The sequence below is a fragment of the Brumimicrobium sp. genome (assembly GCA_023957385.1).
Taxonomy (GTDB): Bacteria; Bacteroidota; Bacteroidia; order Flavobacteriales_D; family Crocinitomicaceae; genus Brumimicrobium.
This window is the reverse complement of sequence record JAMLGZ010000001.1, coordinates 2,073,112-2,087,646: the sequence shown is the minus strand read 5'-3', so window position 1 is coordinate 2,087,646 and position 14,535 is coordinate 2,073,112. Positions and strand designations below refer to the sequence as shown.

Below are 14,535 nucleotides of genomic sequence, written 5' to 3'. Positions count from 1 at the left end.
ACTACGTACAATTCAATAGATGGATTTCATTTTATCAAAGACTATAGAATTGTACTCCCCATAACTGGCTGTTTCGCACCATTCTGGATAAATCAAATCAATTATTATATATCCTAGGAAAATATTTATTACATTTATATTGAATTATCAAAAGGATCAGAACGGATGCGAAGCAGCCGCAACGTTACCTGCTATGTAAACGAACAGGAAATAAAGAAAACATGGTAAGGAATTTGAATGTATAATTTAAAATTAGAGTTATGAAAAAAGCATTTATTTATTTATTCTTGATGGCAATATCCTTCGGTAATGCGATAGGACAAACTAAAGACTCCATTTATTATGAAAATTTATTAAAACAAGCTCCTTATATTTTTAGAGGGCAAGTTATTAGTTATGAAGGAGTAGAAGTTGGCGAAAACAAAGACCTTTTTGTGGTTTATGAAATAAAAGTGGTTGAGGAATATAAAGGAAAATTAAAATCCGACACTGTACAACTTATTAATAAAGCGCCTAGAACTTGGCAAATGGTTACTGTAGATAGCACTAGAGGTATAATGAAGGGGAGAAATTCTCACTCGATTTGGGAGAAAGAAACATTCGGATTGAATGATGGCACTCAAGGGATTTTTGTATGCGAAAATATCGAGAATTTATCAAGTGATTTCGAATTATCTCTTAAGTATTTAACGGTAAAACCACTGTGTCCCACTTTTTCTTGTCTTTTTCTATATAGAGAATATGGGGTTAATCAAAATGAAGAACTTATTTTAGTTAATGAATTAAGAGGCTTTTCAAAAAGTTTTAAGCAAAAGGGGTCTTTGGATCCAAATACAAGAAAGCGAATATGGGAAGAAGAAACTGTTTGGGAGAAATGCGAACAATACCTTGAACAAAAGGGATTTATAAAAAAAACGTAAAAAAAAAGATGTAACTTTTTTAGAAAAACAGATAGAAAAAGATAATTTATATAAAGACTCTATCTACAAACAAAGAGTTGATAGAACACAGTTATATGAAGATATAATCTTTGAAAAAATAAAGAAAAAAACCATCAATAAGGAACATACAAAATCGTATGAAGAAATAAATTTTGAGATTAAAAATCAAAAAATCACGGGTTTAAGTAATGATTATTTTGAATTCGACATTTTTGTTTGGGCAAATGGTTTTGGTACTTTTCTAGACAATGCTGCATTTGTAATAGAATACAACACAATTCCTTTCGGTTCTAATGTTGTTTACAATAGCTCAATTGAAATTACTAAGGGGAATAATTTTAATTCTTCCACCTATGTAAATCCTAATGACGTGATACTAGATGATGCATCTGATGCATTTAGTTTTTACATCGGGGCGGACTATCTACAAGATATTTGGAATAGAGTTGAAATAACACCTAACAAGCAACAGTTGGTTCATGTCAAAATGAAATTGTCGAACTGTATTAATACTGCTGATTTACAATATATTAACACACAAAACACTGAAATGGTAACTCTCTACACTGAAAGTTCAAATGAAGATATAATTAATGGAAACTACTTTAATTATGATAATGTCAATTACGTGCAACCTAGTACTTTCCATCTTTGTCCACCACCCACAATTGTTGATTTTATGCCAAAAACTATTTCGTCAGGTACTAACTCTGTTTTAACTATTGAAGGATATGGCTTTGGGAACGAACGTGGGATTGGACAGATATATATGAAAAATGATGTAAATGGAAGTATTACAATAAAAGCTTTCGACTACATTGATTATATTTCTTGGTCAGACTCCCTTATTGAGTTCAAGATTCCATCCGTAGTAGATACCTTAGCAGACTCAAGTTTGATAGCTCCTGGTTCGGGAAAGTTTTCTATTTACAAATAATGGAGAAGAAAGCAATGATAGTGATGAATCTTTAATTGTCACCTATGCAGTTGACAACTTTGTTTTCAAGCAATCAGACTACTTTTTAAAAATCCCTCAGCGAAAAAATGTGGAAATTAAAAATGAACCAATTAAGTTTTATATAGATACGAGTATATCCAATAATGTTTTATTAACAGCAACTGTAAAACAAGCACTAAATGATTGGAAGTGTCAAACTAAAATAAATTGGGAAATAGTTGGAGATACCATTCTGCCAAATGGTGCAAGCTCAGAAGTAGATGGTGTGTCTTTAATTTTTATGAAAGAATACCCTATAAATGACACGTTAATAGGGAAAACAACTCATGTATCTTATAACCTCTGTTCAGACATCAATGGAGATCGTCTTGTTTATTATCATGAAATTGATATTAGTTTTTCGAGATTACCCGGTGGTTCATTTGATAACTGGAATATTGATTCTACTTCAAATCACCCTGTTCCTCCAGGAAAATATGATTTCTATACTGTCGTATTACACGAATTAGGACATGCATTGGGTCTTAATCATGTTAACCAAAGTACTGATGTGATGTTTTATAGTTCTAGTACAGGAGTAATTCGTAATCTACAAAGTAGTTCTAATGCAGTTGATGGAGGGATTTACATTGTGAATCAAAGTACAATATCTAATAATTGTTCTGGAGTTTTCCCGATAACATATGCATCTATTGAGGACTGCTCTGAGACAGGTGATGTTATTAATTTTAAAGAGTACAATGGTATCAAGTTTTATCCAAATCCAGCTGAACAGGAACTAACAATCGAAATATTAGATAAATCCAATGTAATACAAGAGATTTATATGTTAAATGAAGTGGGACAAGTAGTTAAAAATACCCAAGGACATACAAACAAAGTTACAATAGACATATCTAATTTAGCAAAAGGGTTTTATTTTGTTAAAGCTATTACAAAAAGTGGTGAGCAGACAGAAAAAATTATTATAAAATAAAACACAGCAGGTAACAAGTGGTTCAAAGAAATAGCAAGTAAACGCCTCATGTTCAAACTTTTATTTACGTTTAAGTCTGTACTTTGAGTTTTGGGTATTTATAAATTGCCACTTCTTTGAGCCACTTACCGTTATAGAATAGCGAGGTGAGATGCTTCAATCTAAAAATTACACAAAATAAAACCACAAACTTTTTTTTATTAAGTTAAATTAAAGTCATATATTTGTATCCAACTGAATACATTTTAAAATGTACTTTATAGAAAAAACCGGTGAATTTGATAAGTGGTTGAGAAAATTAAAAGATTTAAGAACGAAGTCTAAAATTTTAATAAGAATTCAGAAACTAGAAAGTAATGGACATTTTGGAGATTGCGAGCCTGTTGGTGAAGGAATAACAGAAATACGGATTCATTATGCAAAAGGATATAGAATTTATCTTAAAGAGAAAGACGGTAAAATAATTGTTTTGTTAGTTGGAGGAGATAAATCTACACAGAAAAAAGACATTAAAAGAGCAAAAGATATTTGGAAGGAATTAAATAAATAGGATATGAAAACATCAAAATTTGACATAGCAGATTATTTAGACAATGATGAAATGATAGCAGAATATCTTAATGCTGCGTTAGAGGATGGAGACGAAAAAGCTTTAATTGTTGCAATAGGTCATGTAGCAAAAGCTATTGGTATGACTAAAATTGCAGAGGAAACTGGACTTAGCAGACCTAGTTTATATAAAGCTTTATCAGAAGATTCTAAGCCACAATTTTCTACTATATTAAAAGTTTTAAGAGCAATTGGTGGGAATATTCAGATTAATCCATTTCCTGCAACATAACATAAAAATTCGCCATTCTATAATACGCCATCTGCACGCAAGGCGGGCGAAATGCTTTATTTCACTTCAATAAATTCAGTGCAAGCTAGCTCAATACAGACCGTTTTATCGTTTTTTGTAAAGAAAAAAGTATTAAGTTCGTGTCTAAGTTTAATGTAAAAATACGCCCGAACACAAAATCTCAGACCGTTATGTGTCATAGATGTAGACTAAGTATGGAAAATTTGGAATTTAATATAGAAGTAAAACGGACTAGAGTATGGCCTTTATGTTTATTTTTCTTGTTCACTTTTTTAATTGGCTCAATGGTCTGGATTCTAACTGGTAGTATTTTTAATTTGATTGTTTTTTTAATAATATTATATTCTTTAAGCGCTTTAATTTTTATATGGTATCCTTATCGTAATTTAGTAGGAAAGCTTATATTCCATGAAGAGAATCTTAAAATTCCAGATAACTCTAATAATACAACGATAATTCCTTATAATGAAATAGATTATTTCAAATTAAATTACTCCTTACGAAAAGGAATATACTACAGACATATTGACTTAGGCAATAATAATAAAGTACAAATAAAAACTAAAGATAAAATTAGAATTTATTACATATGCATAAGAAATAAGCAAGAAGAAGAATCGCTTAAAAGTACAATTATTAAATTATATGAAAAAAATGTAAAGGTTATCGAATCGGTTTTTAATATAAAAACATATGGGTTGAAAAATTTATCTTATGAGGAAATTCAAGAATTCAAAAAAAGATACAATTTAATAAAACAAGAAACGACATATAATAGGTGTTAGGTCGCTGTATGGTTAACCGCTTAAGTTTTACATTTCTCGTAAAGAAAAAAGATTATCTTCGTACTAACATTTAACGTAAGAATCCGCCCAGCGGCAGCCCCCAAAACGTGTGTGACTTGAACAATCAGCTGTCTGCTGATTGGTGCTTTAAAACAGATGAGAGTAGGTCTCTCAATGGCGATTTTCAGGAATAGCCATTAAACCACTTTGTGCTGCAAGATTAGGAAACGGTTTTGTGGTGAGCGACAAAGAAAAACGGAAGCAACGACTTCTGTAGGTGTGTGTATGTGAGTTGAACGAAAGTGAACCCAACGATGAAGCCTCGTAAGGGCAATAGACGATGTCAAAAATAGGTAGTTACGTTTGTACCTATGATAAGAGTGTACCGGACACCTGATTTACTGGGTACACGGCATCCGGGGTTAAGTGGGCAAGACGCATACATAGGCTGTTTTAAGGAACAAGTGAACTCTACATCGTTCTGTAAAATAGAAATAGGAAGCAGACAAGAGGGGATGTGCTTGAGATGTAGGGGGCAGACTTAGCCGTAGTAGTGTTGAAGTGTTTGTAATGAACATGGAGCGAAGGGCTAAGCATGTTAGGTTTCAAACGAATTTACAACCGTAAAAGGGATGATTAATTATTATGAAACAAAATCACAGCCAATAACCAGATTAATGGTTTGGCAAGCATACAAGGAGGTAAAATCCAATGCTGGAAGTGGTGGAATAGACAAAATGAGTTGGGAATATTTGCAGAAAAACGCAAGTACGGAACTTTATATGCTCTGGAACCGCCTAAGCTCAGGGAGTTATTTTCCGAAAGCTGTCAAACAAGTTGCTATACCAAAGAAAGGGGGAGGAGAACGATTACTCGGTATCCCGACGATTTTAGACCGTATAGCACAACAAGTAGTACGAAAACACTTGGAACGAATAGTAGAACCAAAATTTCATTCCAGTTCATTTGGTTACCGACCCAATCGGAACTGTCATCAAGCCGTTGAACAAGCATATACAAATTTATACAATCATGATTTTGCTATTGACTTAGACATCAAAGGTTTCTTTGACAACATCGACCACGAACTGATGATGAAAGCATTAAAACACTACTGTTCAGACAATTGGGTTTTGTTATATGTGGAAAGGTGGTTGAAAGCAGGAATTGTACAGAAAGAGGGAGATTTTAAACCAACCCTTTCAGGAACTCCACAAGGTGGCGTTATTAGTCCGCTTTTAGCAAACTTATTTCTACATGTAGTCTTCGATAAATGGATGGATAAGTTCCACCCTGAAAAGCCATTTGAAAGGTATGCAGATGATATTGTAGTGCATTGCAAAACCGAGAATCAAGCGCAATTCATGTTGCGCCAAATTAAAGAGCGCATGGAATCGTGTAAATTACAGTTGCATGAAGTCAAAAGTAAAATAGTCAATTTGAGAGGGTTTTCACAAACGAAATACTCCAAAGGGTTCGACTTTCTTGGCTTTACAATCCGTCCACGAGCCTACAAAACAAAAGGCACAGGAAAAGTGAAATCTATTCCATGTATCTGCGTAAGTCAGAAGTCGAAGACAAGCATCATGCGAAAGTTCAGGGAAATGAATTTACACAAGCGCAGAAAATCCTTGGAAGAAATCGCCAAGGAAATCAACCCCGTCATTCGTGGGATTATCAACTATTACCACAAGTTTTGGAAAGATGATATGCGAATGGTGTGGAATCAACTGAACGCACGACTACTGAAATGGACAAAATGGGAGAAAGACTTATTCAAGAAAGCCTCTGTGCGCTACTTGAAAACCAAGTACAAAGAAAACCCCAATTTATTTGCGCATTGGTTATTGGTATATCCGTAAAAAGTTATTACTTTTGATGTGATTTAGTAACATGAAGAGCCGTATGAAGGGAGACTTTCACGTACGGTTCCGTGAGAACGTAGGGGTGAAATTCCCTTACGTGACTCGATTAGCAATAATGCCGTTTAAACAAAAAAACGTACATTTGTCATATAAATATGATAGTTAACTAATCAAAATAAGAACTAAATTATTATGAAAAGATTACTTACAATCCTGTTATTCCTATATACAACTCAACCTTTTTTCGCACAAGAAATTCCAATTAATTTTATTAATCGGATTAATGAGGTCAATTTTATTTTTGAAGGAGTTGTTATTCATTCAAAACCCTATTACGCTCATAATGGTAAATATATTTACACTTCAAATACAGTAGAAATAACCAAAATTTTAAAAGGAGATATTAAATGTGGTACGATAGAGATAATAACAAAAGGAGGCGAAATAGATAAGGAAAAATTAGAAGTATCTCATTCACTTGAATTATTAAAAGGAAGTAGTGGTATTTTCCTTTGCTCTGAAACCGATCGTCCCCTTTCAATTATTGATTTTTACCCTGCTTCAAATCCTCAAAAGCTTGAACCCACATTTGAAACACAGTCTTTTATAAGGTACTGGTGGGACGGACATAAAATTAACGCAGCAGATATTTGGCAAAACTATGATAGTTTAGTCCAAGTTTATAATGTTTCGGAATTTATTTCTGGGCTTCATTTTATAGACTGCGAAAGAAAAATATCTGACTTTTTAATTGACACCACTACATATAATGAACATTATGATGAGCCAGATGAAGATTTTCCAATATATTCAAAAGAGATATTCGATGAGCTTATAAGTTATGCTGATTTTAAAAGGGATAATTATTCTCGAAATTTTTTTGAAAAAAGTAATTCCAAGATTTTCTATAATTTAGACAATGTTATTATTACAGGCACAACACAAAAATACCTAGAGTTTGATGTTACAGTGCGAGACAACCTAGGAAATAAATTTTTGGATCAATCTGCAATTAGGCTTAAGTATGACACCTTGGTATTTGGAAATAATATCGTTTCTAATAACAACATAATGGTTACAAGAGGAGTTTTAAACAATGACTCAAACTGTTATTCTCAACCAACTCCTTCTGATGTTAATAATAATACTATTTTAATACCTGCCTTAGAATCTACTTTTTCTCAATGTAAAGCTCCTATTTTACAGACCCCTCAAAGTATAATGCATATTAAAATGAAAATCCAAGCATGCGATATTTCAAATGGTCTAGCCCTTGTTGATACTGCAACTTTTTTTAGCCCGAGCCTTATACTTGACTATTCAGCTTATGCTGAGTACCCCGCCGATACTTTTCAAACAAATTATGATGAATTAGAACACAATCAAATTCTAGATATTCCAGCTTGTAAAGCTACTATTACTGATTTTTATCCCAAAGAAGTTGCTGGTGGAATTAAGGACACCCTGACAATTAAAGGATTTCAGTTTGGAAACAATAGAGGAGCAGGTAATCTTTACTTTAAAAACGCTAATGATGGTGGAACTACAGAAGTCTTTCTAGATTCATTAGATTATTTATTATGGAGTGATACACTTATAAAAATTCACGTTCCTTCCTTTGACTCATCTTATGTTGCGGGTACTGCATATATAAATCAACCTGCAGGTACTGGGTATTTTAGATTGGTCAATAATCTTGGAGAGGAAGATACTAGTGCTACAGAATTAAAAATTAAGTTTTCAGTGCAAAACAATAGTTCGAAAAAGACGTATATCATTTCCCCAAGAGAAGAATTTAATCAAAAAATAACATTTCACTGTAGTCATGAGGTTGCCAATTATGCCGATGGAAAAATGAAAGAAGTAATCAAAAAGGCATTAAACGATTGGACATGTTTAACTGGCATAGATTGGGAACTAGGAGTTGATACTCTGTATACGGATTCAATTGCTAAAAACGACAGTTTATGTGTAATTACTTTTGCAAACTTAAACACCAATGTTATTGCGTCTTCACTTAGTTGGAGAGGTACTTGTCCTATTTCTGGAGATCCTGCTGTTTACTATGAAACGGATATTGAAATTGATACGACAAATTTATTTTTTATTGACACCATAAGTACCTCTATTCCTCCAGATTATATGGACTTTTATTCAATAATTTTACATGAACTGGGGCATTCTCATAACCTAAAACATATCATTGGCTCCAATAGTATTATGCACTACTCTATTTCTCCAGGGCAGATAAAACGAGATTTAGAGAATGATTATTCATGTGATGAGGGAGGAAATTGGGTCATTAATTTTTCAACAGACTTGACAAATAATCTCATTGATAATTGTGGTTTAAAAAATATAAACGCTAACCCTTCTCCTCCCTGCTCTCATTTAGTCGTAAAAGAAATTGATGAAAATGTTGAAGATATTTTTATTTATCCAAATCCATTTTCGAATAGGATTAATATCGAAATGAATACGTTAAATGCTTCATCGACAATGATTAACATCTATGATATACAAGGGAAATTAATTCTCAAACAAAAATATCAAATTAATTCAGGTTTAAATATAATTCCAATAGAAACAATTGAATTTCAAAATGGCACATACTTAATCACTATATTGAAAGACAATAAGTTGTCATCTTATAAAATAATTAAATATGAAGATTAGACCTTATCCTATTTATATTTTCATACTGTCTATTATCTTTCTTTCTTGCTCTTTTCAAAAAAAAATTAATCATGAAAATCAACAGACAGGAAAAATTTTGATGTATAATACAAACTATCCTTTAACAGTAAACATTGATATTTACTATAATCAAGAAAAGATTAATTCCATAAAGTCGGATAATAATGGTTTGTTTAAATTCTCAACTAAAAAAAAACACAGGAAAAAACTAACCTTTATAATTCCTTCAAATGACAATTATGACACAATATACAATATTAATGGACATAGTGAAATCGCTTTTAGATGCTATGAGGATGACACTATTTATGTAAACAATATTCCATTTAATGATACTATCATCTTAACTTCTACAAAATGCAAATTATTAATTATACCAGATTCAATTCCTTTTCGTGAACATTAAAATTATAATCTCAACAAAAGAATTGGCACTATTGCTAACATGCTAATACTCGCAAGCCGAAATAATCGCTTCGATTAACATTTCTCTTTAGAAAAAAGTCTTATCTTCGTATCTAAGTTTAATGCTAAAAGTCGGCCAGCGAGTAGTAGCTTCCCGTTACAAGCAACCTTAACTTAAGACTGAGACCGAAACAGAATCAAATGAAAGTTCGACTAATTATTTTCTCAATATTACTAAGCTCGAATATATTTGCTCAGGATTATATTGATTACCATAAAATTATAAACAGAATTGACGAAGATGTTTTAAACAAAGAAAACTATTTAGCCATTGAAAGATTCGACAGTCTTTATACGAATTTTGATTTTATATATTCTCGACACTGTTTTAAAGCCTTACAAATTTGTTGCGTTACTCAAGATTCCTTAAATACAAAAAAATGGTTAGAGAAATCATTTGTTCAAGGAGTGCCGATTTGGATGATCAGGAACAATGAATTGACGAAAAATCTTTTCACCTTTTCTACAACACAAACTACCATAGAACAATATGATAGCTTACGAAACATTTATAATAATTCAATTAATCATGCCCTGAGACATAAAATTGATAGCCTTTTTCAAATTGACCAGCAATACACTGAAAAAGTGAATAATGGATTTATCCTTCTACGAGAAACCTATCATAACCTATTGTGGAAGAAAAACAATCAAAAACAATTTAAAATCTTAAACGAGATTATTGATAAGTACGGTTACCCTGGCGAAAGACTTATCGGATTGCCAAAAAGTTTGGAAGATTCAACTTTATCTTATGAGAATTTTAATTTTTGGGGTCCATCCCTCCTAGAGACAAAAACTTATATAATGCTAATTCATTATTATAGCAATCCCAGAGCTGACATAAATAACAAATTGCTTAAAAATATAAAACTTGGTAATTTGCCACCTTATCAGTATGGTGCACTCAATGATTTTATGGCAAGATGGGGAAAGAAAAAACATGGAGAATTCAAATACTATAATGTTTGGCATAAAGATCCTGACAATTCGAATGACGCTGAAATTGACGAAAGAAGAAATTCTATTGGGCTAAATAGTTATGAACAACAAAATAGAAATATGTTAGTATTTAGAGAAAGAAGAAAAAATCATACTGCTAATTCTGAAATAATTTTAGAATAAGAAAAGGCAGCTTGTAATCGAGTAGACGGCTCCGCCCAAAATGGAACGGAGTGCGCCTCTCACACCACCGAGCATACGGTTCACGTACTCGGCGGTTCGCAAGTTGATGGGTTCAATGCAATGTAAACTTCTGATAGTGAAACATAACCACGTCTTCGTAATCGTTCCAAGGTAATGGTTGTACCTAAAATAGGGCTTTGAGCTATCGTCCAACCTCCTTTTCGTGTCATGCTCCAGCGTGTGGCATCTCTTTCGCTTGCTCCTAATTTAATAAGATTAGCTCGTTTTCTTCGCCACTTTTTCCAGTCGTGCCAAATACAATACCTTAAACGATTACGTAACCAACCGTCTAAGTCTCGGAGCTTACCTTGGATACTCGTACCTCGAAAATAGGTTAACCATCCTCGTTGTACTTCTTTTATCTTCGTAATTCGCTCATCGAAGCTCATCGGCGTTGTTTTCCTTGTAATCGTTTTCAAGGTTTGTTTTAAGCGTTTCCATGCTTTCTCCCCTACTACTAATTGGTATTTCCCTTTGTCTCCTTTCTTGTAAGTTGGTACGAAGCCGAACCCAAGTATTACAAACTGAACAGGTTTTCGTATTCCACTCTTTTCCTCATTCAGCGTGAGTTTTAGTTTGGTTTTCAGAAAACTTGAAATTGCTTTCATTGTCATTATTGCTTGTATTCGTGATGTGCAGTAAATGCTAAAATCATCGGCATAACGTACAAATTTGAGTTTCCGTCTTGTTAATTCTTTATCCAACTCGTTGAGTAAGATATTAGATAACAATGGGCTTAAAGGTGAACCTTGTGGAACTCCTCTTCTTCTCTTTTGTAATTTACCCTTGATTTTAATCGGTGCTCGTAACCATTGACGTACAAGTTTTAGTGTTTTAGGGCATTTTACCTTTTGGTACAGTAGGTTTAAGAGTAAGCAGTGGTCAACTTCATCGAAAAAGGTTTTTAAGTCAATGTCCACAATATAAGTTCTGCCCTCGTGAATGTATTGCATCGCTTTGCCTACGGCTTGGCGGGCATTCTTGTTGGGTCTAAAACCAAAACTATTTTCATTGAAATCCCTTTCCCAATGTTGCATTAAAGCCTGTGATACTGCTTGTTGGAGTAATCTATCCTTTACCGTTGGAACTCCTAACAGACGTGTTTTTCCATTTCCTTTCGGAATTTCTACTCCAAGAATGGGTTGAGACAAGTAGTTTTCGTCTTTTATTGAGCGGATAATAGCATCCTTTTCCTTTCGGAATACTTCCGAAAGTTCAGAGATTTTCATGCCGTCAATACCTGCACTCCCCTTATTGACAACAACTTGTCGTAAGGCTTTTTGCAGGTTGTAAGGATGTACTACTTGTTCGACCATTCTTAATTTACATTTTATTTAACCTGTTCACGTTTCGGGTGGCTATCTTTCAATTCCATTCCGAATTGTGAACCAACTTGCGTTCAGTCCTTCCTTTGTTTGTGAGACCTCTAAACTTTTCTTCACTTTTCATTTAGCTCGTTGCTACAAAGTACTATGACCTCTGCTGACTTCTTGGCATATAGAAACCGAATCTATTCCAAGACCTCCTCTGGTAAGAGCATTTTCCTTCATCCAATCCCTGGTACATCTACATCATGAAAATCATCTCTGCGATGAGTCAGCGTTCGATTGCTGATGTTGGACGTCGTATTGCTGTGGATACTCATCCTTTTCATAATGCCTCTTATGTACTTTCTGTTCGTCAGTACCGGATTTTGCAGTCTCGCTTCCTTTAGTCCTAACCTCACGGTTAGCAACCTTGCGACTTGCTACACTTCGGGTCGTTACTCCGCGTGGTAGGGACTTTCACCCTCTGGAAATTTGAAGCATCACACTAATGTTTGTTATCACAAAATAAATTTGTATTTTTGAATTTTTATGATAGCTTACACTAGCGTGTGCTTCTGCTCATGCAGAGCACACACAGCACCTACCCAAAAGTGGCGGTTCAGTGGTTAAATCAAGCTTTGTGCTACTATCAAAGTTTGTGCTTGGCTGACAATGAAGTGCTTCGAAATCGCCACCTTCGGGTAGCTGCAAACCGTTATGAGCAACTTGAAAACTGGAAAGCAACCTTTTAACATTATTTACGTCTATCATATAATTTTAAAAATTTAGTAATATGAAGAAGATTATTTATGGAATAATGTTCCTCGTTTTAGTTGGTTTTGCCCTGACTGGATGTAAAAAAGAAATTTTACTTCCCTCCTCCACATCTGAATCCATAGGCGGTTCAAATGCATTAAAAGTCATGCCGAAGGATTTTCATAAGCATCCATTTACCTATCTTCAGAACAAGTATTTGGATACGGTTCTTACCTATGAATTAAAAAAAGATGGGGTAGAGTATGATTCTGAAAAGTTTTCATTTCAAGAAAAATTAGACATGATTACTCTTATTGACTCAATGAAAACCGAAAAACAAGCTATAGAATCCAGTGTTGATATTCAATTTTATCAAGATTTAGAGACTGAACTGATGAATGAAATCAACAGTCACTCTTATCTTCAAGAGTTTATAAATTCATTTGCTTTGATAGAAGACTATGATGAACGAGATATGTTATTCAACACAGGTTCTGATTGCAATGATGCTATCCCTAAATTTGAAATTTTAAGATACTACGAAAATGGTATCGACATCAAAAGTCTGTATGCAGAGCGTCAGAATCTTACTGGGGATGAAGAATGGAGTTTACCACCGATAGAGCCTATTACAAAGGCAGTTAGATATACACTACATTTAAAATGGACAAAAAAGATAGAGTATATGTGGAACGGTGCGAATCAAAGCACCAAATCAGGCGTGCTTTCGGCTATGAATGAATGGAAATCGGCTGCAAACAATAAAATTTCATTTGTGGAAATAACCAAAAACATAAATTGGAATAAGACTTGCTGGATTATGGGATGGAAATATTTTATCCGAATAAACACAGTAAATTCAAACTCTTATTCTGGAAGTTCTACTATCGGAAGGGTTCCCTGGGCAAATATGAATTTCACAAATTCTGCTAACAATAGAACCTTCAGGCATGAACTAGGACATAATTTAGGTCTATACCATGAACACCAAAGACGTGATAGGGATAATTACATAACATATTATCCAGATAACGTAAAAGCAGGAGCAAAGAGCCAATTTACAAAAATGACAGCAGGTTCTTATAATTATTATGGCTCTACTTTTGATTTTAATTCTATAATGCTCTATGGTTCTAATCAAGGCCAAAAAAACATTAATGTAGCAACTATGTTAAAGAAAGATGGTACATTTTTTTACGCTCCCACTACAATTTCACCAATAGATAAAAACGTAATTAGACAGATCTATAATTAAAACTAAAGACTATGAAAAATATATTTTTTTGTACCGTTTTGTGCTTCTCTCTTTTTTTTAGTTGCACCACTGATAAAGATTTTTGGAGTACTTATTCTTTTAATATCAAGAATGACACACAAGATACCATTTCAATAAAATTCTTGAAAGAATTAAATTATGATAATTCTTTTAATGATAACGACATAATTAATTGGCAAGAAGTTGTTTTATATCCAGAAGAAAAGAAAGATGTCAGGACTTTTAAGTTAGGAGGTATTAATCCTAATGATCACCTGAAAACTAGTTTCGATAATATGTTTAGCGAGCTAATTTTTAATACCTATATTAATGGAATTAAATTAGAAAAAGATTTATGGCAACCTGATAATTGGGTTTATCAAAAAATATCAGATAGGGAAGCAGAATACAAAATGACAATCACGGATGATATGATTGGAGAGTAGTGCTTAATATCAGTTAATATAGCAAGGCAAAAATATG

Annotated in this window: 13 protein-coding genes; 12 read left to right on the top strand and 1 reads right to left on the bottom strand. The window is 33.3% G+C overall.

The annotated features are described in order from the left end of the window. The first annotated feature begins 260 nt into the window (after positions 1-260). The 10 genes from M9897_09220 (at position 261) to M9897_09175 (ending at position 10,674) form a co-directional block, all read left to right on the top strand. Complete coding sequence (locus M9897_09220; GenBank protein ID MCO5269060.1) at positions 261-920, top strand: hypothetical protein; 660 nt, start codon at positions 261-263, stop codon at positions 918-920. A 391-nt stretch (positions 921-1,311) separates the two neighbouring features. Next, positions 1,312-1,878, top strand: a complete 567-nt coding sequence (locus tag M9897_09215) for an IPT/TIG domain-containing protein (protein ID MCO5269059.1) — start codon at positions 1,312-1,314, stop codon at positions 1,876-1,878. Positions 1,879-1,987: 109 nt separating this feature from the next. Beyond that, positions 1,988-2,875, top strand: a complete 888-nt coding sequence (locus M9897_09210) for a zinc-dependent metalloprotease (GenBank protein ID MCO5269058.1) — start codon at positions 1,988-1,990, stop codon at positions 2,873-2,875. 250 nt (positions 2,876-3,125) lie between these two features. After that, the gene (locus M9897_09205; GenBank protein ID MCO5269057.1) at positions 3,126-3,425 is read left to right on the top strand and encodes a type II toxin-antitoxin system RelE/ParE family toxin; all 300 of its coding nucleotides are present in this window, start codon (positions 3,126-3,128) and stop codon (positions 3,423-3,425) included. A 3-nt stretch (positions 3,426-3,428) separates the two neighbouring features. Further along, the gene (locus M9897_09200; protein ID MCO5269056.1) at positions 3,429-3,716 is read left to right on the top strand and encodes a putative addiction module antidote protein; all 288 of its coding nucleotides are present in this window, start codon (positions 3,429-3,431) and stop codon (positions 3,714-3,716) included. A gap of 215 nt (positions 3,717-3,931) precedes the next feature. Then, entirely contained in the window at positions 3,932-4,522 is a 591-nt protein-coding gene (locus tag M9897_09195) for a hypothetical protein (protein MCO5269055.1), read from the top strand. A gap of 632 nt (positions 4,523-5,154) precedes the next feature. After that, positions 5,155-6,384: a group II intron reverse transcriptase/maturase gene (gene ltrA, locus M9897_09190; protein ID MCO5269054.1), complete on the top strand. Its 1,230-nt coding sequence runs from the start codon at positions 5,155-5,157 to the stop codon at positions 6,382-6,384. Positions 6,385-6,579: 195 nt separating this feature from the next. Next, a complete protein-coding gene (locus tag M9897_09185; GenBank protein ID MCO5269053.1) occupies positions 6,580-9,063 on the top strand; it encodes a T9SS type A sorting domain-containing protein in 2,484 nt (827 codons plus the stop codon). Then, positions 9,053-9,490 carry a hypothetical protein gene (locus tag M9897_09180; protein MCO5269052.1) on the top strand — a complete coding sequence of 146 codons (438 nt, stop codon included), beginning with the start codon at positions 9,053-9,055 and terminating at the stop codon, positions 9,488-9,490. Before M9897_09185 ends, M9897_09180 begins: the two co-directional genes overlap by 11 nt. A 200-nt stretch (positions 9,491-9,690) precedes the next feature. Further along, complete coding sequence (locus M9897_09175) at positions 9,691-10,674, top strand: hypothetical protein (protein MCO5269051.1); 984 nt, start codon at positions 9,691-9,693, stop codon at positions 10,672-10,674. Between the two features lie 80 nt (positions 10,675-10,754). On the opposite strand, the gene ltrA (M9897_09170) is transcribed toward M9897_09175, so the two are convergent. Beyond that, positions 10,755-12,050, bottom strand: a complete 1,296-nt coding sequence (ltrA, locus tag M9897_09170; GenBank protein ID MCO5269050.1) for a group II intron reverse transcriptase/maturase — start codon at positions 12,048-12,050, stop codon at positions 10,755-10,757. Positions 12,051-12,834: 784 nt separating this feature from the next. Here ltrA (M9897_09170) and M9897_09165 point away from each other — a divergent pair. Together M9897_09165 and M9897_09160 are read left to right on the top strand one after the other, a co-directional pair. Further along, the gene (locus M9897_09165) at positions 12,835-14,052 is read left to right on the top strand and encodes a M12 family metallopeptidase (GenBank protein ID MCO5269049.1); all 1,218 of its coding nucleotides are present in this window, start codon (positions 12,835-12,837) and stop codon (positions 14,050-14,052) included. An 11-nt stretch (positions 14,053-14,063) separates the two neighbouring features. Further along, complete coding sequence (locus M9897_09160; protein MCO5269048.1) at positions 14,064-14,498, top strand: hypothetical protein; 435 nt, start codon at positions 14,064-14,066, stop codon at positions 14,496-14,498. The last annotated feature ends 37 nt before the right edge of the window (positions 14,499-14,535 follow it).

Excerpts from the sequence above, each read along its gene's own strand:
- ltrA (MCO5269050.1), bottom strand. The coding sequence starts at position 12,050 with ATGGTCGAACAAGTAGTACATCCTTACAACCTGCAAAAAGCCTTACGA.
- M9897_09205 (MCO5269057.1), top strand. The coding sequence starts at position 3,126 with ATGTACTTTATAGAAAAAACCGGTGAATTTGATAAGTGGTTGAGAAAA.
- M9897_09175 (MCO5269051.1), top strand. The coding sequence starts at position 9,691 with ATGAAAGTTCGACTAATTATTTTCTCAATATTACTAAGCTCGAATATA.
- ltrA (MCO5269054.1), top strand. The coding sequence starts at position 5,155 with ATGATTAATTATTATGAAACAAAATCACAGCCAATAACCAGATTAATG.
- M9897_09180 (MCO5269052.1), top strand. The coding sequence starts at position 9,053 with ATGAAGATTAGACCTTATCCTATTTATATTTTCATACTGTCTATTATC.
- M9897_09160 (MCO5269048.1), top strand. The coding sequence starts at position 14,064 with ATGAAAAATATATTTTTTTGTACCGTTTTGTGCTTCTCTCTTTTTTTT.
- M9897_09200 (MCO5269056.1), top strand. The coding sequence starts at position 3,429 with ATGAAAACATCAAAATTTGACATAGCAGATTATTTAGACAATGATGAA.
- M9897_09185 (MCO5269053.1), top strand. The coding sequence starts at position 6,580 with ATGAAAAGATTACTTACAATCCTGTTATTCCTATATACAACTCAACCT.
- M9897_09165 (MCO5269049.1), top strand. The coding sequence starts at position 12,835 with ATGAAGAAGATTATTTATGGAATAATGTTCCTCGTTTTAGTTGGTTTT.
- M9897_09220 (MCO5269060.1), top strand. The coding sequence starts at position 261 with ATGAAAAAAGCATTTATTTATTTATTCTTGATGGCAATATCCTTCGGT.
- M9897_09195 (MCO5269055.1), top strand. The coding sequence starts at position 3,932 with ATGGAAAATTTGGAATTTAATATAGAAGTAAAACGGACTAGAGTATGG.